This is a genomic window from Thiomicrorhabdus sp. Milos-T2 (assembly GCF_000702325.1).
GTDB lineage: Bacteria > Pseudomonadota > Gammaproteobacteria > Thiomicrospirales > Thiomicrospiraceae > Thiomicrorhabdus.
The window spans coordinates 1,541,724-1,565,674 of sequence record NZ_KL370891.1 but is presented as its reverse complement, the minus strand read 5'-3'; the positions used below and the strand labels follow the sequence as shown (position 1 = coordinate 1,565,674).

Annotated in this window: 24 protein-coding genes; 3 read left to right on the top strand and 21 right to left on the bottom strand. The window is 37.6% G+C overall.

All coding sequences use genetic code 11. The annotated features are described in order from the left end of the window. Window positions 1-57: 57 nt before the first annotated feature. Window positions 58-1,248: a ribonuclease D gene (locus BS34_RS12965; RefSeq protein ID WP_158660987.1), complete on the bottom strand. Its 1,191-nt coding sequence runs from the start codon at window positions 1,246-1,248 to the stop codon at window positions 58-60. Between the two features lie 47 nt (window positions 1,249-1,295). On the opposite strand from BS34_RS12965, the gene mpl reads away from it, so the two are divergent. Next, window positions 1,296-2,705: a UDP-N-acetylmuramate:L-alanyl-gamma-D-glutamyl-meso-diaminopimelate ligase gene (gene mpl, locus BS34_RS0107140; protein ID WP_029407847.1), complete on the top strand. Its 1,410-nt coding sequence runs from the start codon at window positions 1,296-1,298 to the stop codon at window positions 2,703-2,705. Window positions 2,706-2,857: 152 nt separating this feature from the next. Here mpl and BS34_RS0107130 read toward each other — a convergent pair whose 3' ends face one another. The 20 genes from BS34_RS0107130 to BS34_RS0107020 form a co-directional block, all read right to left on the bottom strand. Continuing rightward, window positions 2,858-5,683 carry an EAL domain-containing protein gene (locus BS34_RS0107130; protein WP_029407846.1) on the bottom strand — a complete coding sequence of 942 codons (2,826 nt, stop codon included), beginning with the start codon at window positions 5,681-5,683 and terminating at the stop codon, window positions 2,858-2,860. Beyond that, the gene (locus tag BS34_RS0107125) at window positions 5,684-6,622 is read right to left on the bottom strand and encodes a cytochrome-c peroxidase (protein ID WP_038126309.1); all 939 of its coding nucleotides are present in this window, start codon (window positions 6,620-6,622) and stop codon (window positions 5,684-5,686) included. A gap of 240 nt (window positions 6,623-6,862) precedes the next feature. After that, window positions 6,863-7,177: a DUF4282 domain-containing protein gene (locus BS34_RS13225; protein WP_051640735.1), complete on the bottom strand. Its 315-nt coding sequence runs from the start codon at window positions 7,175-7,177 to the stop codon at window positions 6,863-6,865. A 337-nt stretch (window positions 7,178-7,514) separates the two neighbouring features. Then, window positions 7,515-8,813: an APC family permease gene (locus BS34_RS0107110; protein WP_199774079.1), complete on the bottom strand. Its 1,299-nt coding sequence runs from the start codon at window positions 8,811-8,813 to the stop codon at window positions 7,515-7,517. A gap of 99 nt (window positions 8,814-8,912) precedes the next feature. Further along, window positions 8,913-9,119 carry a hypothetical protein gene (locus BS34_RS0107105; RefSeq protein WP_029407842.1) on the bottom strand — a complete coding sequence of 69 codons (207 nt, stop codon included), beginning with the start codon at window positions 9,117-9,119 and terminating at the stop codon, window positions 8,913-8,915. Window positions 9,120-9,195: 76 nt separating this feature from the next. Then, window positions 9,196-9,657, bottom strand: coding sequence for a DUF302 domain-containing protein (locus BS34_RS0107100; RefSeq protein ID WP_029407841.1), 462 nt, complete (start codon window positions 9,655-9,657; stop codon window positions 9,196-9,198). A 102-nt stretch (window positions 9,658-9,759) separates the two neighbouring features. After that, window positions 9,760-9,957 (bottom strand): hypothetical protein, encoded by a 198-nt coding sequence (locus tag BS34_RS0107095; protein WP_029407840.1) that lies wholly within the window; start codon window positions 9,955-9,957, stop codon window positions 9,760-9,762. Between the two features lie 108 nt (window positions 9,958-10,065). Continuing rightward, window positions 10,066-10,248 (bottom strand): hypothetical protein, encoded by a 183-nt coding sequence (locus BS34_RS0107090; protein ID WP_029407839.1) that lies wholly within the window; start codon window positions 10,246-10,248, stop codon window positions 10,066-10,068. Window positions 10,249-10,375: 127 nt separating this feature from the next. Then, the gene (locus tag BS34_RS0107085) at window positions 10,376-11,158 is read right to left on the bottom strand and encodes a nuclease-related domain-containing protein (protein WP_029407838.1); all 783 of its coding nucleotides are present in this window, start codon (window positions 11,156-11,158) and stop codon (window positions 10,376-10,378) included. A gap of 45 nt (window positions 11,159-11,203) precedes the next feature. After that, on the bottom strand, window positions 11,204-11,503 hold the full coding sequence (locus BS34_RS0107080) for a hypothetical protein (RefSeq protein WP_029407837.1): 300 nt from the start codon (window positions 11,501-11,503) through the stop codon (window positions 11,204-11,206). An 804-nt stretch (window positions 11,504-12,307) separates the two neighbouring features. Next, window positions 12,308-12,754, bottom strand: a complete 447-nt coding sequence (locus BS34_RS0107070; RefSeq protein ID WP_029407835.1) for a hypothetical protein — start codon at window positions 12,752-12,754, stop codon at window positions 12,308-12,310. A 466-nt stretch (window positions 12,755-13,220) separates the two neighbouring features. Further along, window positions 13,221-13,748, bottom strand: coding sequence for an elongation factor P hydroxylase (locus BS34_RS0107060; RefSeq protein WP_029407834.1), 528 nt, complete (start codon window positions 13,746-13,748; stop codon window positions 13,221-13,223). Between the two features lie 99 nt (window positions 13,749-13,847). Continuing rightward, on the bottom strand, window positions 13,848-15,128 hold the full coding sequence (gene hemL, locus BS34_RS0107055; RefSeq protein WP_029407833.1) for a glutamate-1-semialdehyde 2,1-aminomutase: 1,281 nt from the start codon (window positions 15,126-15,128) through the stop codon (window positions 13,848-13,850). Between the two features lie 120 nt (window positions 15,129-15,248). Further along, window positions 15,249-15,908, bottom strand: a complete 660-nt coding sequence (thiE, locus tag BS34_RS0107050; protein ID WP_051640734.1) for a thiamine phosphate synthase — start codon at window positions 15,906-15,908, stop codon at window positions 15,249-15,251. A 13-nt stretch (window positions 15,909-15,921) separates the two neighbouring features. Continuing rightward, window positions 15,922-16,425, bottom strand: a complete 504-nt coding sequence (locus BS34_RS0107045; RefSeq protein WP_029407831.1) for a peroxiredoxin family protein — start codon at window positions 16,423-16,425, stop codon at window positions 15,922-15,924. Window positions 16,426-16,708: 283 nt separating this feature from the next. Next, window positions 16,709-17,374: a ribose-5-phosphate isomerase RpiA gene (gene rpiA, locus BS34_RS0107040; RefSeq protein WP_029407830.1), complete on the bottom strand. Its 666-nt coding sequence runs from the start codon at window positions 17,372-17,374 to the stop codon at window positions 16,709-16,711. A gap of 247 nt (window positions 17,375-17,621) precedes the next feature. Then, on the bottom strand, window positions 17,622-18,119 hold the full coding sequence (locus BS34_RS0107035) for a hypothetical protein (RefSeq protein ID WP_051640733.1): 498 nt from the start codon (window positions 18,117-18,119) through the stop codon (window positions 17,622-17,624). A gap of 116 nt (window positions 18,120-18,235) precedes the next feature. Next, entirely contained in the window at window positions 18,236-18,772 is a 537-nt protein-coding gene (locus BS34_RS0107030; protein WP_084151584.1) for a copper chaperone PCu(A)C, read from the bottom strand. 70 nt (window positions 18,773-18,842) lie between these two features. Then, window positions 18,843-19,445, bottom strand: a complete 603-nt coding sequence (locus BS34_RS0107025) for an SCO family protein (protein ID WP_029407827.1) — start codon at window positions 19,443-19,445, stop codon at window positions 18,843-18,845. Window positions 19,446-19,476: 31 nt separating this feature from the next. Continuing rightward, complete coding sequence (locus BS34_RS0107020; protein WP_029407826.1) at window positions 19,477-21,477, bottom strand: TonB-dependent receptor domain-containing protein; 2,001 nt, start codon at window positions 21,475-21,477, stop codon at window positions 19,477-19,479. 450 nt (window positions 21,478-21,927) lie between these two features. Between BS34_RS0107020 and ilvA the strand changes: the two genes are divergently transcribed. Then, window positions 21,928-23,454, top strand: a complete 1,527-nt coding sequence (ilvA, locus tag BS34_RS0107015; protein ID WP_029407825.1) for a threonine ammonia-lyase, biosynthetic — start codon at window positions 21,928-21,930, stop codon at window positions 23,452-23,454. 34 nt (window positions 23,455-23,488) lie between these two features. Next, window positions 23,489-23,902 (top strand): alternative ribosome rescue aminoacyl-tRNA hydrolase ArfB, encoded by a 414-nt coding sequence (gene arfB / locus BS34_RS0107010; RefSeq protein ID WP_029407824.1) that lies wholly within the window; start codon window positions 23,489-23,491, stop codon window positions 23,900-23,902. Window positions 23,903-23,951 lie beyond the last annotated feature (49 nt).

Genomic DNA, 23,951 nt, shown 5'->3' with positions numbered 1-23,951 from the left:
TTCCTTAGTAAGAAATCATTAATGCATTAATTATGAAGAAGTATACGATGGGTTATTTTACAGTTTCTTGAACAATACCACTTTGTCTTGTTCGATATAAAGTTGAGCTTGACCTAGCAGAAGGGCTTGTAAATCTTGACCGACCAATACTTGTCGCCAACCAGTTAACTTTTTTACCTGCGGTTCACGAATCTGCTCAAGTAGTATAACTTTATTGATGATATGGCTACTAGTCATTTTGTATTCTAAAGCCACTTGCTGTAAAAAAGCATTAGCTAAATGCAATAATATTTCTTCCTGAAGCGTTTCTTTAGCAGGGGACTCTTCAGCTTTAGGCAGGGCGTCTGCGGGTAAATTAAACACCTCGTCAATTAAGGCTATCCACTGCTCTCCGTAAGATTTTACCGAAGACGATTTTATATTGGGGACTTTATATAAAGCTTGAACGGTTTGTGGAGGGCGTTTGGCAATGCCTACAATGACTTCATCACTCATGATCCATTTTTTAGGGCGGTTATGCTCAATAGCATAGAGTTCACGCCATTCAGCCAAGGTATTAACAATGGCCATGCCTTTACCTTTTAAGTTTTTAGTACCTTTAACTTTTTCACCCGCTTTAGCTGGGTTTGGCTTGTAAAGCGTTTCATTTAATAAGGCATCCGAATCTTGTTTGACGGCAGTTAATTGCTCTGCTGTTAGGGTCTGCAGATACTTTTCATATAATGGAGCTAAGAAACGTACATCATCAAGCGCATATTCAATCTGTTTTTGGGTCAGAGGGCGATGATGCCAATTGGTGCGAGTCTGGCTTTTCTCAAGTTGGGTATTTAGCTCGTTTTCAATGACTCTTGCAAACCCAGCTATATCGCCATGTTTTCTGAAAATAGAGGCAATTTGAGTATCAAATATTTGAGTAGGCATAATACCCTCTAATTGATATAACACCTCAATATCTTGGCGAGCAGAGTGAAAGACTTTTGTTACACTGGAATGACTTAATAATGTAACTAAAGCATGCAGCGGCGATTCACCTTGCGCACTTTCTTTAATGGCAATAGGGTCAATAATTACCGCTTGGCCTAAACAATCCTGAATTTGCACTAAGCTTAATTCTGGAAAATAAGTATCAACGCGCACAAATTCTGTGTCAATCGCAATCCATGTGATGGCGGAATTTGCTAGAATCTGTTGGCAGTAATCAGATAGTTGTGATTCGGTTAGAATCGATAGATAGGTTTGTTTAGTCATAACCACAGAGTTTAAGAGTAAGTGACAGTCAGAGCAAGGATAATTCAGTGAAACCACAAAAAATTCATATCTTAGGCATTGCCGGAACATTTATGGGCGGAATCGCTCAAATTGCTAAAGCCATGGGGCATGAGGTTAGCGGATCCGATAAAGCGATTTATCCTCCAATGAGCACTCAGCTTGAACAAGCTGGAATTGACGTTTTAAATGATGACTCAATTGAATTTTTAAAAACCGAACCTGATGATGTGGTCATTGGTAATGCCAAAAGCCGTGGTCATGCAGCTGTAGAAGCGACTTTAAATCATCAACAATCATATACTTCTGGGCCACAATGGCTGGCTGAACATATTTTAAAAGACCGCTGGGTGGTTGCGGTTGCTGGTACACACGGTAAAACCTCAACGGCCTCAATGGTGGCGTGGATTTTAGAATACGCCAAACTCAACCCAGGATTTTTGATTGGTGGTGTGCCAGAGAACTTTGGGGTTTCTGCTCGATTAGGAGATTCGCCTTTTTTTGTTGTAGAAGCCGATGAATACGACACCGCTTTTTTTGATAAGCGTTCTAAGTTTGTACATTATCACCCAAGAACTTGTGTTTTAAACAATTTGGAATTTGATCATGCAGATATTTTTGATTCAGTAGCTGATATTCAAAAGCAATTTCACCATTTAGTTCGAACCGTACCGGGCAATGGCCTGATTGTCATGCCAACAGATGAAGCTAATTTAGATGAAGTGATAGAAAAGGGCTGTTGGACACCCATTGAAAAACAAGGTTCTAACGGAGAGTGGAGTTACAAACTTTATGAAAAAGATGGCTCTGAATTTGAAGTCATGTATCAAGGGAGTTGCTTAGGTCGAGTTTCGTGGCCATTAACAGGCCTACACAATGTGCGTAATGCATTAAGTGCTGTAGCCGCTGCGGTTCATTGTGGTGTCATGGCTCGTGTTGCAGTAGAAGGCTTATCAGAGTTTAAAGGCATTCGCCGCAGAATGACGTTAATTGGTGAAGTGCCATCAGGCAATAAGCAGGGCATTAAAATCTATGACGACTTTGCACACCATCCAACTGCAATAGAAACTACTCTAAAAGGCGCTAAAAACCAGTTAATTAAGCAAAAGGCAAATGAACCTACCAGGCCTGGTAACTCTGGAAGACTCATTGCGGTGTTTGAACCTCGTTCTAATACCATGAGAATGGGAATCCACAAAGCCACGTTACCATTAGCCTTTAAAGAAGCTGATGAAGTCTACGCATTTATAGATGATGATTGGAATTGGCAATTACCGATTGAAGAATTTAGCCAACCGATTCACATACAAAATAGCTATGAAGCTTTGCTAGCCCAGTTAGTGAAAGAATTACAATCTGGCGATACGGTTGTAATGATGAGTAACGGCAGTTTTGGTGGTTTGCACCACAAACTGTTTACGGCCTTAAAAGAGAAATAGAGTAATGGGCTGGGCTTTTCTTGAATTGGCTATTTTGTTGATGATAGTCGGATGGATTGTTTGGATGATCAAACCTCCTAAGAAACATAAATAATGAAACAAAGTTAATAGAGTAACAGGCTTGCTTGTTTAAGTTTCTGGCTTAAAATCGATTAGTTTTTGCTGTACTTTTCTATTAATGTCTCAACGTCAAGCGGTTTACTAAAGAGATAACCTTGTCCAAGATCACATCCACTGTCTCGTAAGAATTGTTCATGTTCTTCTGTTTCTATGCCTTCAGCAACAATATTGTATTTTAAGGATTTTGAAAGGGCGATAATCGCTTCTATGATGGCTTTGTCGGATACACCTTCATCGATTCCACGAGTAAAAGACTGATCTATTTTTATGGTATTAATTGGCAGATGCTTAAGGTAAGACATGGATGAGTAACCGGTACCAAAATCATCAATAGATATTTTAAATCCAGATTTTCTAAAGGCTTGTAGTTTTTCTAAATTAGAAGCGGTATTCGACATTAACAGACGTTCCGTTATCTCTATTTCAATCTCTTCAGGTTGAATGTTGTAACGTTTTAGAATGGCTAAAAAATTCTCCAATAAATCGGGTTCTTTAAATTGCACCGTTGAAACATTGATAGCAACCCATTGTAAAGCGACACCGCTTGCTTGCATCTGTTTTAATTTTTTACAGGATTCTTCAAAAATAAAGTAGCCAAGGCTGACAATTTGACCATTTTCTTCAGCAATTGGAATAAATTTATCTGGTGGGATCATGCCTAATGATTGACAATTCCAACGCACCAAGGCTTCAGCAGAAACAATATGGTTATCTGAGAGACGATACTGTGGTTGAAAAACCATGAATATCTCATTCTCTTTTTGAGCACGTTTGAGTGCAATCTCAATGTTATATCGCTCCTCAAGCTCTTGGGATAAGGATTGGGAATGGAAAACATAATTATTTTTGCCACTCTCTTTAGCTCGATACATCGCACCATCGGCATACTGTATTAGCGTGGAGCCTTCGTGACTATCTTCTGGGTAGATAGCAATACCTATGCTGGCGGTAATTGTAAATTGATGTTCGTTTATATTAATGGGTGCCTGCAAACAGTTAATAATTTTATCTGCAACAATGTTAACCGAGCTTTTTGAGATATCTCCCTCGTGAAGGATTGCGGCAAACTCATCACCTCCCCATCTTGACAAAAAGTCACTTTCACGCAACACAGAACGTAATCGTTCACTCACTTTTTTGAGAACCTTATCTCCAATGCCATGTCCCAAAGTATCGTTAATAATTTTAAAGCGGTCTAGGTCAATATACAGAATTGCAAAACGGTCTTGTTCTCTTTTGCCGATAGATATTGCGCGAGCTATGAATTCTTCAAAACTGGCTCGGTTATACAAACCCGTCAGAGAATCATGGTAGGCCAAATACTCAGCTTTTGCTTCTGATTTTTCAACCGCACGTAAGTCGGTCTGGGCATTAATATAATTGAGGATTTCACCATTGTCATCGTAAACCGATTTAATGGTTGTCCACATGGGTATTTCAGTATCCTTTTTGGTTTTATTAAACAATTTGCCTTGATACAAGCCGTTAAGTAAAACCTCATCCCACATGTGTTTAAAAAAGCTTGGATCATGTTTGGTAGAGTTAAGAACGTTAATATCTTTGCCTTCTACCTCACTTAATGTAAAACCATAAATATCATTAAAGGCTTTGTTGACAGAGATAATTTTTCTTTCTTTATCTGTTACGACAATGACCTCTTGGGTATTTTCAAATACATTAGCAGCTAGTGTTAAAGCTTTGTTTTTTTCGATATATTCGGTGATATCTTGCTTAATGGCTAGGTAGTTAATCAAAGTATTATTAAGATAAACCGGAATAATGGATGCTTTTTCATAAAATAAAGAGCCATCTTTTTTCTTATTTACAAGTTCACCTTGCCAACTTTGACCATCGTTGAGTTGGCCATACATCTCCTCATAAGTTATTTTCGGTTGTAAGCCTGATTTAAGAATATTAGGGTTTACGCCAACGACTTCAGCAAATGTATATCCAGTTGATTTTTCAAAGGCTTCATTTACATAAACAATCTTTCTTTGCGGATTAGTCAAAATGATTGAACTGTCACCGTGTTCCACAGCATATTTAAAGGCCACTAATTCTTTCTGGTTTTTAAGTGATTTTTTATAGTAAACCACAAAAATTGCGAGGCTGATAAGTGAGGCTATAAAAAAGAAAAGGGCGATAAAACGCTGTTTCTTAAGGTCGCTTGCAAATTGATTATCTTGTTGATTATGCAGTGTGTGAAGTTCAGTATATAAAACTCTATTTTGAACCTCTCGAGCAACCTCTTTTAGGCTAGTGAGTCTGTTTACTAATACCTCGGCTTGGGTACAAAAGTTATTCACAATAGCATGGTTTTCTTTTTTATTAATGCGCTTGATATCTTGGAGTTTTTGAAGCACGAGTTCTTTGTTAATTTGTTCGCTATGAGTGAATTGTAAAATTTGAAAGAGACTCTCATTCAAGATACTTTTAAGGTGAGAGCTGATATTTGGGCTTTCGGAAATGCTTCTTTGTAAATCAAAAAGGAAATCAGAGCCGGCAACTAATGAAGCATTGAACGATTTAAAATCTTCTAGGTGTTCAACTTTCTTTTGAAATGCAGATTTTATTGTATTGGTCTCTACCTTTCCATCTTTCTTTAAACGGGTTATCGCGTAGCTAAAATCATCAATATCGCGGTTAATATCATCAAAGTTAGCAACTTTTGTAATCGTTTTTGTATAGGAGTCAAAACGCTGATCTAAAAGCTTCATACTTACGATAGTGTCACGCACTATGTTATAACGCTCTGCATTTTGTTCAATCTTGTTAAGGTAGAAAACCATTAGGAGCAATAATGTAACAAACAGCGATAAAAATAGAGTTACGGGTTCTAGTTTAATTTTAAGCGGCATCTATTGAATACTCTCTTTTGGAAGCTCACCGCTTAAGGATTCTAAAAAGGCGACAATCTTTTTTACCTCATCATCAGTAATTTTGCGCCCAAGTTGATACTTGGCCATGGTTCGTACCGCTTCTGCAAGTTCATAGGTTTTACCATCGTGAAAATACGGCGCGGTTTTTGCCACATTTCTTAAGCTAGGCACTCTAAAGCGATGCTTATCCTGCTCTTTATGTGTTATTTGGTATCTACCTAAGTCAGGACTGTTACTTTTTGTAAAAATACCAAATTTATTAAACGAGTTACCGCCAATATTTATACCATTATGGCAGGCAATACACCCTTTACTTTTAAACAGTTCATAGCCCGCTTTTTGCTCTTGAGTTATTGCATTTTTATCTCCTCTTAAAAATTGATCAAAAGGAGCATTTGGCGTAATCAGCGTTTTTTCATATTCTGCAATAGCATCTGAGAGGTTAAGGGCGGTAAGGCCATCATGATAAATGTTCTGAAATTTTTGTTGGTAATTGGTTTTTTGTAGTTCTTTGATGAGTATTTCTATTTGATGTCCCATTTCTAGTGGGTTTTCTATGGGAACGAGTACTTGTTCTTGTAGAGTTTTTACGCGACCATCCCAGAATTGATAGCGATTAAATACCGCATTAAAAACGGTTGGTGCATTTCTTATACCATGCTGTCCTTTGATGCCAATTGATACCGATAAATTATCATCGCCACCTTTAGCGAGTTGATGACAAACTGCACAATTAATAGTTCCATCTTTAGATAATTTGGGATCAAAAAAAAGTGACTTTCCAAGCTTTACTTTGCTAGGGTTAACATCAATTTTATTGGGAATAGGTTGAATAAGTTCGGACGCATAAACCGCTGTGGCCTGTAACATTGTTAGGGATGTTGTAATGTACAAAAAAAACATTAAAAACGTTTTCATTTTTATTGACTCACAATGGGCGTTTAGTTGGTTGTAATAGTACTATAAAATGATGATTCTGACATATTTATAAGTATTCGTTCATATCGAATTTAGCCATTAATATAAGTAAATTTTTTATTTAAAAAGATATTTTGAAACTCGGATTGCCCTTTTTCTTTACGAATACCTATTCGTCTGAGTGAAGCCACTCCACTGTTTTAAAACATGAATGGTTGGTCATTTTGGTTATGAAACTGGTTACATTGGAGAGTGTAATAGAGCATCGCGTATTTGCATGTAGGCAATCAAAAATTCAAATAGCATTCGCCAAAATAATTCCATAAACAAAAACGAAGTAAGGAAAAAAATGATTAAATTTCGTTTTTGCCGTTTATTTAAGGTTTTTAAGAGGGTTTCTTTTCCTTGTTTATATGCGAGATTAACCAGTTCATATTTTTGAAATAACCAAATCATTAATAACCAGGTTCCAAAGGGTAATATGATTGCACCTAGGTAATAAAAGGTAATTAGAACCTCTATACTAATGAAGCTTTTAAAGGTAAGAAAATCCATTATTGTATGAGTCTCCATAATTTATGGTGCTAACAAATGTAACTTTGGTATGCCTATTATAATCAACACAGATAAGACATTTTTATTAATGTAACGACCTCTTGAAAAGCTCTGTTTATAAATAACCACTAGTTTGATTTTAAGAGCTTAAGCTAAGCAATCCCATTAATTTTTTAATGGAAAGGGGGATTAAATATGAAGATATTTTTGTTTGGTTTAGGTTTTTCACGCTGGAATGTATCGTGCAAAAAACTGGAGTGGTTTCACTTTCTCGCATAAAGGTCTCAAAATATGATTTTTTATCAAAAAAAGAATCGAATTTAAAAAGCTACCAGGCCTAGTTGTTTATCCTTGGTTTAATTTCTCGTTTTGTTATTTTTTGCAATAAAATTTCTGTAAGTGACGCAACAAGAACAAACCCAATAAGAATAAACATAATATTATCTAATTCCTTGCTGACATAAATCAGGGCAAGCACCATCGCAATAAAACTTAGCATGGCGGCCATAAAAACTAAGACTTTAGAACCGCCGGTTTCAGAAATGATTTTTAGATGGCCAATGTGAGTAATGGTATGAATAAACAGTATGGATATTGAACCAATCGCAGCAATCTCAGATAAATCAAATAAAAGAGAGAAGGTAATCACTAAAATCCCACTGATAATTAATCCTTCACGACTATGTCCAATGGGTTTGCCAAAAGGGGCGGGTAATTCACCGTCTTTCGCTAATTGGTAAGTCACGTTGGTTACCGCATATAAATTGGCGTTAATAGCGGATGCTGTGGCAATTAATGCGGTAATGGCAACAATAGTAAATCCAATCTGACCAAAGATAGGTAAGGCTGCTTCTGCTAAGGCAACATCTTTAGCCTCAATGACTTTATCGACGGGTAAATTACCAAAAACAGCAAATGCTATCGCTACGTAAAGCACCATTACTAATACAATAGCGGTCATCATTGAACGTGGGAGCGTTTTAGAAGGGGTGGGCATATCTTCTGCAGCGTTGGTGATTACCCTAAAACCTTCAAATGCAAAAAAGGTAATGGCAAGGCTAAAAAATATGTCGCTTGTTGGAGGGTAATGATTTGTGGATAACAACTCAGGTTTTAAAAAAATAATACCGGCTACCGATAAAACCGATAACACGACAAATTTTATTCCAACGGTAATTCGTTCCCAAATGGCAACATCTTTTGCCCCTTTAAGATTAATTAAAACGAATAAGACAATAATTCCTATTGAAAATAAGTGATGAAACATTGCCGATGTTTCATTCGCGGGTAAAAAGGTAATGGCATAATTTCCAAATGCTTTGGCGATTAAACTTAGGGAAACAATCGCGGCAAAATACAGCATAATTCCCATCGTACCTGTAAAAAAACCTACCCCGTAAGATTGGGCTAAGTATTCGATAATCCCACCCGATGATGGATAACGGGCACCTAATTTACCTAATGAATAACCACTAAATAAAGCAATGATTCCACCAATTATAAATGAGATATAAACAGCACTGCCTGAAATAGCACTAGCCTCACCCAGCAGTGCAAAAATACCAGCGCCGACCATTGCGCCTATCCCCATTGAGACAGCAGACCAGAATCCAATTGGTTTTTTTGAGATATGCACTTTTTTTACTCCAAAAAATTGATGTTTAAGATATTTGTATTAGACAACCTAAAGTATTACATAAAAGATACAAGTCTTAGAACTTAATTTATATTAGCCTTAAGCTTTTACAAAAAAGGGGGTTATTACCAGAGCTACGCCAGTCGCAATGAGTATATACATATTAGAAATGAAATATGGAAAGATAAATAATCCAATACCAATAAAAAGCGGAACAACTGACTTTTGCTTTTTGCCATACAGAAAGTAACCCACGCCAATAGCCCCAAAAAGCATACTCCAAAACAGAAATGATGAATCTTCCATGTTAACTTTTACCGATTTATTTATACAAGAGGTTTAGGAGCATTGAGCTAAGCAGAGATGCGTTAGCTTGTGCAACTTATTTACTTGATGCAGATTTAATTAATTTCGATAATGCATTACCGACTTTGTTGAGGACTTTAATGCAGCCTTGAACATGGTGCCGACTTTTTAAATAGCTAATATCGTTATATGAAATCCACACATCGTTATTACGGTCTTTCCAGATTAGCGCTTTTTGTGGTAAATCAATGGCGATGCTTTGCTGACATTTCATAAGAGGGCTTCCCGCTTTAGGGTTTCCAAAAATAATAAGTTCAGTATTACGTAATTTAATACCAATTTGAGCTGCGCTTTTAGAATGGTTAATTCTATTGAAAATAGCCATGCCTTTTTTATTTAGAATATTTTCTAATCTATCAGCCGTTGTTTTAACATCAAATTGACTTTTAACATTAATCATTCCTTCAACAGCTGGAGCGGCACTAGCTGCAGATGAAATAAACAGCATTAAAAATAGTAGCAATATAAAATTCTTCATATTATTTTCCTTTTAGGTCTGAGCTTATTGAGCTTATAGTGAACTCTTCTTTAAGATGTTACCAGGCCTGTAAATTTCACCGTTAAATTAATCAAATATTGGTTAATCAAATATTGAATCAGACGTTAAAGCTAATGCGATTCCTAATACTAATATTCCACCTAAAATAGAGACGCCAATAGGGATGCCGTAGTACCAACAAACAATCGCACCACCTGCAGTTCCGACACTAAAATAAGATATGATTTTTAGGATTGCAACTAAACCAATTTTTAATAGATCTTTCAAAAAATCAATCACTTAAAATTCCTCAAGTTGAGCATCAATTAAAATCAGCAGGTCTGACGCTTGGAAAACAAGAATTAAATCAGAATAGTCAGTTTAATTTATTTTACGATGTTTTAATTATTAAAAGCGTCCAATACCACCAAATATACCACTAAAAATAGCAGCTAATAGGGTAAAAATAACCCACAAAATAATGATTGCTGGAATGGAAGCGATGGAGACTTTAACCATAAACATGACCATTGACCAAAATGGCATTTTAATGTCAGTAATTTTTACTTCATTCACGCTGTTATTTTCCATTTGTTTTTGAACTCTCTATATGTTGAAAATTTAGTAATGCATTAATTGCATAACGCCTTGCTCAGCCTCAACCAAAAGCAGAGCGAGGAACGATCTGTACTTTTGGTTGTCCGAGTGCATGTGATTGTTATGTGACATTCATTATTCCTCTGCATTGAGGAAACTTTGTACAACCCCAGAATTTCTTACCGACATTTTGACCTTTCTTGGTTTCCCGCAGAACCATTACACTACCGCATTTTGGACAACTCGGGACAGTGCTATTTTCTTTTTCGGCAACGATATTTTTTACATGCCTAACATGCTCGCGATTTGTTTTAAATGATGGAGTAAGCCTTCTATGTTTTATTTGTTTCACGATTTCTATTACTTGTGATTCGCTTAGAACTGGAGTTTTCTTTGATTTGATATACCTCGCATAACCTCCGCCATAGGTCACATTTTCAGGCATGTCTGTTTTAAATGTGCTGTCACCTACAAAAATAATCACAGAATGTACTTGCTGCTCATTTAGACCCAACAAAGACTCAAGGGTTTTCACATGCTTATAATTTTGATGCAATGGATTCTGAAATTTATTTGAATGTTTATAAATCTTCTGAGTCCATGTTTTCTGGTTAGGTCTCCCAAATATCCAGCCTTTCATGTTTTTTGTTTCAACAACGAAAACGCCAAATTCAGAAACGATGATGTGATCTATCTGTGTGCTTCCATCTTCTGTTGGTAGGGTTACGTTCTTGATCAGATGATATTTTTCTTTATCCAGTAAAAACTTTGCTGATAAATTGACGATAAACTCGCCAACCACACCTTTTAACCAAGGTGACTTAAGAACTCCGGCAAGAATCGCAATTGGTATAAGATACCAAAGCGCACTGACTATTTCATTGACGATTGGTGAAAAATCCATTCTACGATCTCGCTTTATTCACATAACGCCCGGTGGAACCGTCGATTATGGTTTTTTATTTCGCTGACGCAATAGCAATACATCAGCAGCATACTGAGCTCTAGCTCCACCATTAACAGATATTCCTTTTTCATTGCACCAACTTAAGAGTTCTTCTAGATCGATTTTTACCTTTTGTATCTTTTTACCTGACGAATGGAAATCTTGAATAGCTTTATTCGCACGCTTTTTCCATTCTTCGTAAGTGTCCTCGAGTTGCTCTGCATCTTCGGATATCTCTAACAGACGCGCCCATTGTTCAGGTTGGAACCAACACAACCCTAATATTTGTTGTTCATTGTCCATTGTCAGATCCTCTTAAGACTATAACGTTTAAGCTAACCAGCAGCGCTTTAGCGCGGTAGGGTTAAGTAAAGGGGGGAGGCAGTACCCTTAAGTTTTAATTCAAGAGAAAATGTAATAATTTCAATAAATTAAGAGATTTTTAGTGTTGCACTTGCAAATTGATTCTAAGCTGACCCCTTTTATTCCACCCTTTTAATAGCGGTCAGATGCAGCGTCTTATTAAATGAAAATAATACAAATCATTTACCATGTTCCTTTCTGAAGCTGTAGTATGCATCGGTAAAAGAAAAAGTGCCCGAAGAGTAGTTTGCAAAGTGCCTTGCCGATGCTTCACCAATTATATACTTGATATTTAGATCTTTGCTACCACGCTCACCAAAGTCTGGAATCTCACTTCCAATAACAGCCTCAACTGGATAACAACGACTCTCTTAGCGTGGAGGGCGAATTTGTCACTAAAGTTTGAGTATCAATAAATTTGTCCACATTGAAAAGGTTTGATGTATCGTCGAAATATACTAAATAGCCGGTATCCCCAAGTTTCAAGTTTATTTCAACTAGCCGCCATTCTAACTCAGATATCGTTTTTTTCATCAATGCATACATCTGATAGGGGTTTTTGCTTGCAGTCTGTGCATAACTCGACGGCGCAATAAGAATGACTAAGATGATAAGAATGCCAATTCTCTTCATATACTCCTCCTTTGTCATTTAACGATTAAGCTCAGTTGCCCCCCAAAAGCGAGTGCGAAGCACCGCTTTTGGGGGGCAACTTGAGTGCCTTGTTAGCAATATTTTATTTCTTTAATTAAAAATAGAGTTAAGTTTATTTTTATCAATATATTTATTTAACCCTGCCATTGCAGCAGATACTTCTGGACTAGAAAAAAGTTCTTTTCCTGCTACTTGGCCTAGCACCATAAAACTAGACTCAAGAGTACTTTGGCCTTCAAACTGAAAAGCTTTTTCGGTTTCATTTTTGCATGAAACAGTTAAAAGTCTCATAATTAATTGTCCAGTTGTTTTATTTGCTGCATCTAGTTGTGTTTCGGAAACAGAGCTAATAGATTTTACTGCTGGGTGACGAGATGCGGCTGTGAACATCCATCTAACTAAAGCGACCCTATCTCTTTGAGAAGTGGATTCAATTAAGCATTTTGATAATTCATTCGTATAAACTCCAGCATGAGCATTAAAGGGGATTATTGATGACATTATGAAAAAAAATAAAATATGTCTAATATTACTCATGTTGTTTCCTTTATTATAATTGCTAACATTTATTATCAGGCAATTTAGCCTGCTTATTTTTATTAAAGTATCTTTCATGTCAAATTAGCAGATTATTTTGTTTTTCTGTCATTTACGAAAGATTTAATTTTATGAATAATACCTTAAAAAAACCAATGTTGCTAGATGAAATGCGTATTAAATTGCGTCTTGAAGGTTATGCGTTTTCTACCGAGAATAGTTATTGATTGGGTTAAACGATTTGTGAAGTTTCATAGTTTTTTGGACAGAGAGTGGATGTTGATTGATGCGAGTGTTCAAATAAAGGGGTCGGTACCCTTAAGTTTTAATTGAAGATAAAGTATAATGATTTCAATAGATTATGGTATTATTTACATTAAAGGGTACTGACCCCTTTAACCTTAAAGGGTACTGACCCCTTTAACCCTTGACCCCTTTAACCCTTTTTCTTTTATGCTTTTGATTTTTAAAACGTAAACTCTGCTAAATCTAAAACATGATTTTTACGATAGTGCTTGATTAAACATTGTGACCACATTTGTGCACGTGTTGGTAAACCATTTTTTAGGTAGAGTTTTACTTGTTGATAAACGGCTTGTTTAAATTTTTCTGAGGGTTGATTGTTTAGGGCGATATTATCAGCACTAAAGTTAAATTCAAAGCCTGCTGATTTTGAAAATATCCATTCTAGGGCTTGAGGTTTAATCTCAACTTGTTCAAATTCGGCTTGGCGTTGTTCTGAGCGGCCGTCTGGTTCATACCAGTAGCCAAAGTCTTCGAGTAATCGGCGTTCTTTACCTGCTACACACCAATGGCTAATCTCGTGTAGAGCACTGGCAAAAAAACCGTGAGCAAAGATGATTCTATGATGTGGGTGTTGGTTATCAGCAGGGCGATAAATAGGTTCTTCTTCACAGCAAATCAATTCGGTATTGTAGGTGTGAATAAAGGTTTGGTTAAAGAGTTTAACCAGAGTTTTAGGGGTGTGTTGCATGATATATTTTTGATTGTTTAAAGTAACCAGGCCTGGTTATTTGGTAAATTACCAGTCCCTAAAAAAGAGGCTTTTAGGCCTGTTACTTTATGTGATGACTTAAAGCGTTGGCATCACTCTACGAGCTGCTGCAATAGTTTTTTCTACATCTTCATCGGTATGTTTTGCAGAGATAAAACCAGCTTCAAATGCCGATGGAGCAAAGTAGATGCCTTCATTTAACATGCCGTGATAGAACTTTCTGAAGCGATCCAGATCCCCTTGACAGACTTGCGCAAAACGTCTGATATTTTGCTCTTCATTAAAGAAGAACCCAAACATTCCACCTACTTGGTTGGTGGTAAAGGGTACATTGTGTTCGTCAGCCGCCGCTTGCAGACCCGCGGTTAATTTAGCGGCTTTTTCTGATAAAGATTCAAAGAAACCGGGTTCACTAATAAGTTGAAGTGTTTTTAATCCTGCAGCCATGGCAAGCGGGTTACCTGATAAGGTTCCTGCCTGATAAACCGGGCCTAATGGAGCGATATGTTCCATAACGGCACGTTTACCACCAAATGCTCCCACCGGCATGCCACCGCCAATGACTTTACCGTAGGTAGTTAGATCGGGTTGCACATTGTAAACACCTTGCGCACCCTGTAATCCAACACGGAAACCACACATAACTTCGTCAAAAATCAGTACCGCACCAGATTCATCACACACTTCACGAAGGGTTTCTAAAAAACCTTCTTCTGGAGGAATACAGTTCATGTTGCCAGCAACCGGTTCAACAATAATACAAGCGATTTGATCACCAATTTCAGAGAAGACTTTACGTACTTCGTCAGAATCGTTGTGGGTAAGTGTTAGCGTTTCTTCTGCCAAAGCAGCTGGAACACCAGGTGAAGACGGTACGCCTAATGTCAGTGCACCAGAACCGGCTTTAACGAGTAGTGAGTCTGAATGGCCATGGTAGCAACCTTCAAATTTAACAATCTTGTCGCGTCCGGTATAACCACGGGCTAGACGAATGGCTGTCATTGTGGCTTCTGTTCCAGAGCTTACCATGCGAACCATATCCATAGAAGGTATTAGGTCACAGACTAAATCAGCCATAGTCGTTTCAATTTCTGTTGGGGCACCAAAACTTAGGCCTTCTTGGGCTTTTTCTTGAACAACTTTAACCACTTCTGGGTGTGCGTGGCCAAGGATAGCTGGCCCCCAAGAACCTACATAGTCAATGTACTGTCGGTCATCAGCATCGGTAAGGTAAGCACCTTTAGCCGCTTTAAAAAACACAGGATCTCCACCGACACCTTTAAACGCTCTAACTGGTGAGTTAACTCCACCAGGAATATGTTTTTGGGCGGCTTCAAATAGTAGATGTGATTTACTCATGGAGATTCCTTTTTCAGTTTGATAAATCGCTAAAGAAACGTGTTTCTTAGCTAAAAATTTAGAGAAGTATTATAGCGTTATTTTTGCTTAAAAATAAGTTCTTGATAAGAGCTAGAAAAATTAGGCTTTTGGAAATAGCCGTTGTATTTTATTTGATTCAACTTGAATGTTTTCAGTAGCAAAAACACCTTGAATGACAGCAACAGCATCTGCTCCCGAATCAATTAAGGTTTTTGCATTGTTTGCGGTAATGCCTCCAATGGCCACAATGGGGATGTTCAAACTTTGTTTAGCTTTAAGTAGTGTGGTTAGCTCTGCTTGTGGTGCATGGGGTTTGGTTTTGGAAGGATAAAAACGGCCAAAAGCAACGTAGCTTGCGCCAAGTTTTTGCATTTGTTTAGCGCGTTCTAAATCGTTATAACAAGAGACACCAATAATGGCGCTGTTGCCTAATTGTTGTCTGGCGCTAAGAATATCGTCATCGTCTTTGCCAAGATGTACCCCATCGGCATTGACTTGTTTAGCCAGTTGGATATCGTCATTAATAATTAACCAGGCCTGGTAGCTTTGACAAAGTGTTTTTAACTGTTTAGCTAAAGTGAGCTTAGTGGCTGAATCATTGGTTTTGTCCCTAAATTGAACAATTTTGGCACCACCTTCAAGACTTAACTGTACTTTTGCAATTAAGTCTTGCTCATTCATGAGGTGGGTATCAGTAATAACGTAGAGACCTGATAGGTTATCAATCGTTGATTTTGTGGGCGTTAAGTTTGTAGACATTTAACCAGCTTTATTAGAGCTGTGGGCTCAACTGTTTAATACGCTCAGTCACCATGTCAAACTTAACTTCACCGACTTGTTGATAGATAATTTTACCGTTAGGCGCTATTAAAAAGCTGGTTGGCGTCAGTAGTACATCACCAAAGGCTTTGGCAATTTTGCCGTCTGTATCCATGACAAAGGTAAACGGATAAGGGTTAGCTTTAATGAATTTTTCAACTTGGGCAACAGGGTCATAATTCATAGAAACAGCAACCAGTTCAAAACGATCCCCTAGGGTTTGTTTCATTTTGGCAAGTTCAGGCATCTCTTTAATACAGCCTGGGCATGAGGTAGCCCAAAAGTTGACTAAAACAGGTTTTAACGGTTTATTTAAATTAATACTTTGCCCTTGGCTACCGGTTACAGTAACTTCTGGTGCTTGACCTAAGCCATCTGAAAATACCGTTAGATAGAGTAGGGTAGCCAATAAAGCGACGACAAAAAGACCAAAAATTTTACTACCAATATTTTCCATGAGTTTCTCTATTAATTTTTATTTGGTTAAAGCTATCTTAAACAATTTTTTGTAGAGATGTTTTTTAACAACTAAATTGTTCAATAAAAAAGGGTCATGAATGACAATGACCCTTTTTTATTAAATGACAGCCCTGTATTAAGGCCCTTTGCAAGAGCTAGTGAATGTATCAAAAAGGCTATATTTCTCTATCTTTAGTCTAAAGAATTCGTTCCATTTTTATTACATTTTCAGCTCGTGTAAAGGTCTTACAGAGTCATATTTTCTTACTTATTCAGTTTTATTATTCAGCCGTAATGGTTTCAACACCGTTAGCCATTCCGCATAAGAAAATATCTGCTTTGCGTGCCGCAAATAAACCGTTTGTTACCACACCTACAATGCTGTTTAGTTCATTTTCTGTCGCAACAGGATCGACAATTTCTAAACCGTGAATATCTAGAATGATGTTACCGTTATCGGTAGTAAAGCCATCTCGTAAAACCGGCTCTCCACCAAAACGTTTTACAATTTCACGCGCAACATAACTGCGAGCCATTGGAATGACTTCAACAGGAAGTGGAAACTTACCCAGTACATCTACTTTTTTACTATCATCCGCAATGCAAACAAACTTATCTGCAACGGCTAAAACGATTTTTTCACGAGTTAACGCACCACCACCACCTTTCACTAGGTGTAAACCAGGGTCGGCTTCATCAGCACCATCAATGTAAACTGACATTTCAGCAACACTGTTTAGGTCAAACACTGGAATTCCATGACCCTTTAGGCGTTCAGCAGTCGCTTCTGAGCTGGCGACAGCACCTTCGATTGTGCCTTTTATTTTGGCTAACTCATCAATAAAGAAGTTGGCTGTTGAACCGGTTCCTACCCCAATGATGGTATCTGGAACAACGTATTCAATTGCTGCTTGAGCCACTTTTTGCTTTAGTTCATCTTGTGTCATGAGTCGACCTCTTCAATTTATTTCTTAAATTTATATTTATATAGTATTTTTATCAGCATCCAATTTTAATCAATTGACATGAGATTGTATAGGGAAGATTACGTGTTAGCATTGATTGCTTTAACGATTTTACAATAGCGGATGTGTAAACATAGAAAACACCAGGCCTGGTTAATTTAGACTGGTGTTTTTTTAGAAAGTTTTCTTAAGATGGATTCTCGCAATACGCTCTAAACAAGAACAAACTTTACTTTTTTAGGGTAGGAGATTCTTGAACTTTTGGAGCTTCATGAATTAACTTTGGAGGTATTGAACCTTCTTTACGTTCATAAGCATCTACCACAATGCCTGATTGAGATACGTAGTACATATCAGGATAAACATGAACTGTTTTAAACGTTAATGGGCGAATTTGTCTTGATTTTTCGCTCACTGGTTTACCCACGGACATGTACATTCCGCACATTGTCATACTAGTAGCGACCTTATGAAGCGGGATGTTTTTGTGATCGGCTTCACTTAATTGAGATCGTAAATCGAGTTCTTTTAAATAAGCTTTGCGTTTTTTATCATCTTTTAGGGTTGAGTAGTCTACACACAGCTGCAAAGTTCCGGTTTTGGACAGTTCGCCATCACGATCAATAATTCGTTTTCCAGCCTCTGTTTGGGCTTGCACTGACGTGATAGTAAAAGCAGAAACTATTAATCCGATAGCAATAGATACGTTTTTGATATTTTTTTTCATTTAACTCTTCTGTTTTGCTAAGTCGAAGTTTAAGGTCGACTATTTATTTGTGGTGGACTATAAACTCAACCACAATATTAAAAATTTAAACCATGATTTTAACAGGAAAATGAAAATTAATTCATGTGCTCGTGACTATGTTCCATCATCTGTTCATGATTATGTTGATGATTATGTTCATGCATTGGCATTTTGTGATTCATCATCATTTTTTTAAAAGATTTAACCGGCATAGATACGGTTTTTGAGCTACCGTCCTCAAAATTAAGTTTAACCTTAACGGTTTGTCCCATTTTTAGAGGTTTATGTGGCCCAATTAACATAATATGTAAACCGCCAGGTTTAAGTTCTGTTTTTCCGCCCGCAGGCACTTCAATAAATGGAATCTGGCGCATACGCATTACACCGTTATCGTTCGTATGGGTATGAAGTTCAACGGTTTTGGCAACATCGGATTCAGCTGAAGTGATTTTTAAGGGCTTATTTGACTTATTCTCAATGGTCATAAAACTGGCACTTGCTGGAGCTCCAGGAGGAACTTCGCGGGCGAAGGGTGCTGAAATATTCGCTTCTTCTGCTTCATTAGCCATAGCGGCTAAAGAGGTTAGAGAGGTGATAACACTTAGAGTTAAAATGCTTAGTGTCTTTTTCATGTGATTTTAGTCCTTTGATTTAATTTGTTTTTATATGTTTGTATATCTTTGTATATATTTGTATTGGTTTTTATTGGTTTTCATATTCCTGAATGGTTTTTGCAAACACATCAGGACTGGTGGCATGAGGAAGTTGTGTTTGCAGTTTACCATCTGGGGTAATGACATAGGTAAAGGCTGAGTGATCAACGGCATAGTTAGTTCCGTTATTTGAATCTTCAACTTTTGCGTACACTACACCATATTGTTTAGCTACTTTAGCAATGGTTTTTGCATCACTGGTTAAACCAATCATATTGGCTTCAAAATAATTTACATACTGTTGTAAACGTTTTGGTGTATCGCGTTCCGGATCAACTGAGACAAATATAATTTGTACACCGTCTTTTTGTTTTTGAGACAGTTGTTGATAAGCTAAAGAAATATTGCCTAAATTTGTGGGGCAAATATCAGGGCAATAGGTATATCCAAAATAGAGTAAAACTACTTTTCCTTTATAGTCTGAAAGCTGCTTTGGACCATCAATTCCATTTAGCGTAAAATTGCCGCCTTGCGGTTTTTCATTACTAATGATTTTTGGTAAGTTTGCTTTATCACTAAAAGGTTGTACCACCCAGGCCGTTCCTAAAATAACGCCTAAAGCGAGTACAAAAATAATAATTTTTGAATTCATTGGAAGCTCTTAGATTAATGTTTTGTCATCTTTAAAATTTAGCATTGAGTTTAGCCCAAACAATACGACCAGGTTCGTAAACCTTATATATATCGCCTTGAGTTGGGTCATATCTGTTTACATGAGTGAAGTAAGCATGATCAAACAGGTTATCAACACCAGCAGTTAACACAATGGTTTTGTTCACTTTATAGCCAGCATATAAGTCTACAGTGCTCCATGCTGGGGTTTCGTCTTCATTAAATTCACTATTAACTTCATCTTGAGCCGTTGCAAAGTTGAAGCGTGCTCCAGTGTTCCAGCTATTAGCGGCATACTCAGCATACAGGTTTCCGTTAAAAGGAGACATTCCTGTTAGGTTACGGTTGTCTGTTTCATTAGTACCGTGAGTTAAGCTAGCATTTCCCCCTAATGTGAGGTGTTGATTGGCTTTGGTTTCTGCAGAAATATCTAACCCGGATATCGTAGCATCTTTATTAAGGTATACGGTATTGGTTCCCGCGGTATTTAGGCTAGCGGTTTGGTTTGAACCTTTGTCTTTTAAGATATAGTTGTTAACAGAATCATAAAATATCGAAGCAGACCAAGTCGTTTTATTAGAACTTTGAGATAACCCGATATCAAATTGATTATGTTGCTCAGGTTTTAAGTCTGGATTCCCTGTCCAGCTTGTGCCTTTTGCAATGAAAAGCTCTGTAGCATCCGCATAACGATGAGTGCGGCTTAAAGCGGCAAATACATTAATATTGTTGTCATACTTGCGCTCATAGCGTAATAGGGCGTTGATATTTGATTGGTCAACTTCTGTTTTTTCAGAATAGTTCTTATAAACGGCTCGGTAATAGTTCTTATTGGTATCATCTGCGTTTGCGGTGTAGTTATCATATCGTAACCCCATAATGACTTTTTGGTTGTTCTTAAACAAAGAGGTCGACTCCAAAAAGGCACTGCGAGTTTCGCTAGAGACATTTGGCCACATATCAAATAAGGCCGTATTTGTGTTGGCGTTATAAAGAGTTGCCATTTTATCTACGCCTTCAAATTGAACACCGTAATCAAGTTGTGTGTGTCCCAACATGCTGGTTAACTTAATTTTTGCACCTTTGGATTGTACATCTGTAAGGGTTTCTTTTCGATTAGCTAAAGTTGTGTCTGGGCGGAAAGAGTAATTGTTCATAACGTGATCAACATCAGAATGGTATAAATCAATATCTAATGCTTGAATATTTTCGGTTAGATCTGTTCCTTTGTAGCGTAAACGGGTAGTCGAACCATCAGAAAGCGGGGCATCCATCTTGGCATCTTGAAATAAGGCATCTTCGGTGCGCGTATTTTCATAAGAAAGGCGCAGTTCGTTATTGTCGTTTGGCGTCCAACCTAAATCGATGTGTCCTTGACGGCTATCGTAACTTGAACGCACTTCGTCACCATTACCATCTGTATAATTATCAGCCGACTTTTTTGACCCTTGAAGAACGATATAGCCTTTGTCTCCACCTGCAGAAACTGTAGCATTCATATCTTGCGTAAGACCGTTATTACTCGTGCCTAAGTTTATTTCACCGTTATAAGGTTTGCCATCTTCAAAAGCAGGCATATTTCTTTCAAATAATACCGTACCACCTGTTCCACCTGTACCGTAAGTAACCGAGTTAACACCTTTAATGACGGTAACATCATCAAAGCTACTCATTTCTGCATAAGCAGTAGGCGGGTCCATGCGGTTAGGGCAACCGCCTTCAATTTTGGCTCCATCAATTAAAATATTTAATTGTGTTTCTTTTTGCCCTCTAATAACTAAATCAACTCCGTGTCCTCCCATTCTTGATGCTTCTACTCCAGAAATTTTACGAAGTGTAGTCCCGGTTTCAGAGTTTCCTGCTTGAAGAATTTTTTTTGCTTCTACGGTTTTTTGTTGGGCCTCTTCTTGAGAAGTCGTCACTTCAATAGGCGTTAAATCTGTTGCAAATGCATAGTTTGGAGTTAAGCAAACAGAAAAAACGGCTAGAGTTATTTTATTGGGTTTGAACATTAAAAAATCCTTTAGAGAGCTACAAGAATGTAAGTTAAAAGTTAGCTAGGGTGAGTTACGTTTACTAAAACCTACCACAACTAATCACAACTTAGATCGATTTAAATTGAGTGTATTGTAGGCACTCACTAATAAAATAGGGTTAAGAGAGTAATGAGAATATGCGGTATATGCTGTTTAAATAATGCGTAAAGCCTTGAGAAAGTTTTGATGGCTTGCGTTCTGTCAATTTTAGGTTAAATAATCGAGTCTTTTTTAGTATAAATGCAGCTTATAAGGTGTGATTAAAGCTTACTAAATCGGTTATTAAAGCTTATAAAACTATAGATAAGCTTAAGTTAGTTGAATGTTATAATGTGACTGCTTTGCACGAGCGCCAATTCGTGTAAAGGTCTCTTTTTATATTATTAATGGCGAGTTTAAGTTTATCCCGCTAATTTAGGATTCCGAATGCCAGCAGAAATCTTGCGTAAAGTATTAACAGCCCCTGTTTATGACATTGCTAAAGAAACACCTTTGGAGCTTGCTCCATTACTGTCAAAACGTTTACAGAATAACATCTGGTTAAAGCGAGAAGATTTACAGCCGGTTTTCTCTTTTAAATTGCGCGGCGCATATAACCGCATGGTTCAGTTGTCTGATAAAGAGAAAGCGGCTGGTGTTATTGCTGCTTCAGCGGGTAATCATGCTCAAGGTGTTGCATTAGCCGCCTCAAAGCTGGGTGTTGAAGCGACTATTGTGATGCCAGAAACAACACCTCCTATTAAAGTAAATGCGGTACGCAACTTTGGAGGCAAGGTAGTCTTAGTTGGAGATTCGTATGACCAAGCTTCTGCATATGCTAAAAAACTAGTTGAAGAACGAAATCTTACCTATATTCACCCTTACGATGATCTTGATGTAATTGCTGGACAAGGAACTGTAGCATTAGAAATGTTGCGCCAGTTTAGCAAGCCTTTGGATGTGATTTTTGTCTGCGTTGGCGGGGGGGGCTTAATCTCGGGGATTGCTTCAGTGATTAAACAGGTTTCTCCTCAAACTCGCATTATTGGGGTAGAGCCTGAAGATGCCGCTTGTATGACAGAGGCCTTAAAGGCCAATGAAAGAGTTGTCTTAGAGGAAGTTGGAATTTTTGCTGATGGTGTTGCGGTGGCTCAAGTTGGAGAGATTCCATTTAGAATTGCCCAAACTTGCGTAGACGAGATGATAACGGTTAAAACCGATGAAATTTGTGCGGCTGTTAAAGATATTTTTGAAGATACTCGTGCAATTGCGGAACCTGCGGGGGCTTTAGCCGTAGCAGGTGCTAAAAAGTTTGTAGAAAAGTATGGTGTTTCAGGTTTGAATATGGCGGCAACGGTGAGTGGTGCTAATATAAATTTTGATCGCTTACGACATGTGTCTGAAAGAACCGAGTTGGGTGAAAAACGTGAAGCGATTTTTGCCGTCACCATTCCTGAAGAGCCAGGCAGCTTTAAGAGGTTTTGTGATTTGTTAGGTGGTAGACGTGCGATTACAGAATTTAACTATCGTTTTTCAGATTCAAAGTGTGCTGTAGTTTTTGTGGGTGTAAGAACCGAAGGCGGAATGGCTGAGCGTAATCATATTGTTTCTGAATTGCAGAGTAATGGCTATCAAATAGAAGATATGAGTGATAACGAAATGGCTAAATTACATCTTCGTTATATGGTGGGCGGCCACGCAAAAGGGGTTAAACACGAACTACTTTATCGTTTTCAATTTCCAGAACGCCCAGGTGCATTATTGCAATTTTTAACCCACATGAGCGAAGAGTGGAACATTAGTTTGTTTCATTACCGTAATCACGGTGCAGCCTATGGTCGAGTATTAGTGGGCGTTCAGGTGCCACCTGAGCAACATGAAGACTTTGAAGCCTATTTGAATGAGTTAGGTTATCCGTTTGATAATGAACAAAATAATCATGGGTACCAACTATTTTTACGTCCGACTAACTAGCAGAGATTTTTGCAAGAGCCGATAAGCTAGAACTATGATTAAGATTTCACACAACGTTTGGCTTGCTAGCTCAGAATTAGCATTTTCCGCTGTTCGCGCACAGGGCGCGGGTGGTCAAAATGTTAATAAAGTGTCGTCGGCTATTCATCTTCGTTTTGATATTAAAGCTTCCTCACTGCCTGAGTTTTATAAAACTCGTCTTTTGGAACTGAAAGATAAGCGTATTACTAAAGATGGAATAATTGTGATTAAGGCGCAAGAGTTTAGAGAGCAAAATTTAAATAGAGAAGCGGCTGTAGAGCGTTTAGTTGAGTTGATTAAGTCTGTTACTATCGTTAAAAGAAAACGTGTTGCGACAAAACCGACAAAAGGTTCGCAAAAACGACGTTTAGAAAGTAAAACCAAACGCAGTAAAACAAAGTCCTTAAGAGCAAAAGTAGACTTCTAAAATAGAGTTCTTTATAAGTTTGAGACTAGTTCTAAATTGTAAAAAAATA

Coding starts and splice junctions, on each gene's coding strand:
- BS34_RS12965 (WP_158660987.1), bottom strand. CDS start 1,248: ATGACTAAACAAACCTATCTATCGATTCTAACCGAATCACAACTATCT.
- BS34_RS0107130 (WP_029407846.1), bottom strand. CDS start 5,683: ATGCCGCTTAAAATTAAACTAGAACCCGTAACTCTATTTTTATCGCTG.
- BS34_RS0107125 (WP_038126309.1), bottom strand. CDS start 6,622: ATGAAAACGTTTTTAATGTTTTTTTTGTACATTACAACATCCCTAACA.
- BS34_RS13225 (WP_051640735.1), bottom strand. CDS start 7,177: ATGGATTTTCTTACCTTTAAAAGCTTCATTAGTATAGAGGTTCTAATT.
- BS34_RS0107105 (WP_029407842.1), bottom strand. CDS start 9,119: ATGGAAGATTCATCATTTCTGTTTTGGAGTATGCTTTTTGGGGCTATT.
- BS34_RS0107100 (WP_029407841.1), bottom strand. CDS start 9,657: ATGAAGAATTTTATATTGCTACTATTTTTAATGCTGTTTATTTCATCT.
- BS34_RS0107090 (WP_029407839.1), bottom strand. CDS start 10,248: ATGGAAAATAACAGCGTGAATGAAGTAAAAATTACTGACATTAAAATG.
- BS34_RS0107085 (WP_029407838.1), bottom strand. CDS start 11,158: ATGGATTTTTCACCAATCGTCAATGAAATAGTCAGTGCGCTTTGGTAT.
- BS34_RS0107080 (WP_029407837.1), bottom strand. CDS start 11,503: ATGGACAATGAACAACAAATATTAGGGTTGTGTTGGTTCCAACCTGAA.
- BS34_RS0107070 (WP_029407835.1), bottom strand. CDS start 12,754: ATGAGTAATATTAGACATATTTTATTTTTTTTCATAATGTCATCAATA.
- BS34_RS0107060 (WP_029407834.1), bottom strand. CDS start 13,748: ATGCAACACACCCCTAAAACTCTGGTTAAACTCTTTAACCAAACCTTT.
- hemL (WP_029407833.1), bottom strand. CDS start 15,128: ATGAGTAAATCACATCTACTATTTGAAGCCGCCCAAAAACATATTCCT.
- thiE (WP_051640734.1), bottom strand. CDS start 15,908: ATGTCTACAAACTTAACGCCCACAAAATCAACGATTGATAACCTATCA.
- BS34_RS0107045 (WP_029407831.1), bottom strand. CDS start 16,425: ATGGAAAATATTGGTAGTAAAATTTTTGGTCTTTTTGTCGTCGCTTTA.
- rpiA (WP_029407830.1), bottom strand. CDS start 17,374: ATGACACAAGATGAACTAAAGCAAAAAGTGGCTCAAGCAGCAATTGAA.
- BS34_RS0107035 (WP_051640733.1), bottom strand. CDS start 18,119: ATGAAAAAAAATATCAAAAACGTATCTATTGCTATCGGATTAATAGTT.
- BS34_RS0107030 (WP_084151584.1), bottom strand. CDS start 18,772: ATGAAAAAGACACTAAGCATTTTAACTCTAAGTGTTATCACCTCTCTA.
- BS34_RS0107025 (WP_029407827.1), bottom strand. CDS start 19,445: ATGAATTCAAAAATTATTATTTTTGTACTCGCTTTAGGCGTTATTTTA.
- BS34_RS0107020 (WP_029407826.1), bottom strand. CDS start 21,477: ATGTTCAAACCCAATAAAATAACTCTAGCCGTTTTTTCTGTTTGCTTA.
- ilvA (WP_029407825.1), top strand. CDS start 21,928: ATGCCAGCAGAAATCTTGCGTAAAGTATTAACAGCCCCTGTTTATGAC.
- arfB (WP_029407824.1), top strand. CDS start 23,489: ATGATTAAGATTTCACACAACGTTTGGCTTGCTAGCTCAGAATTAGCA.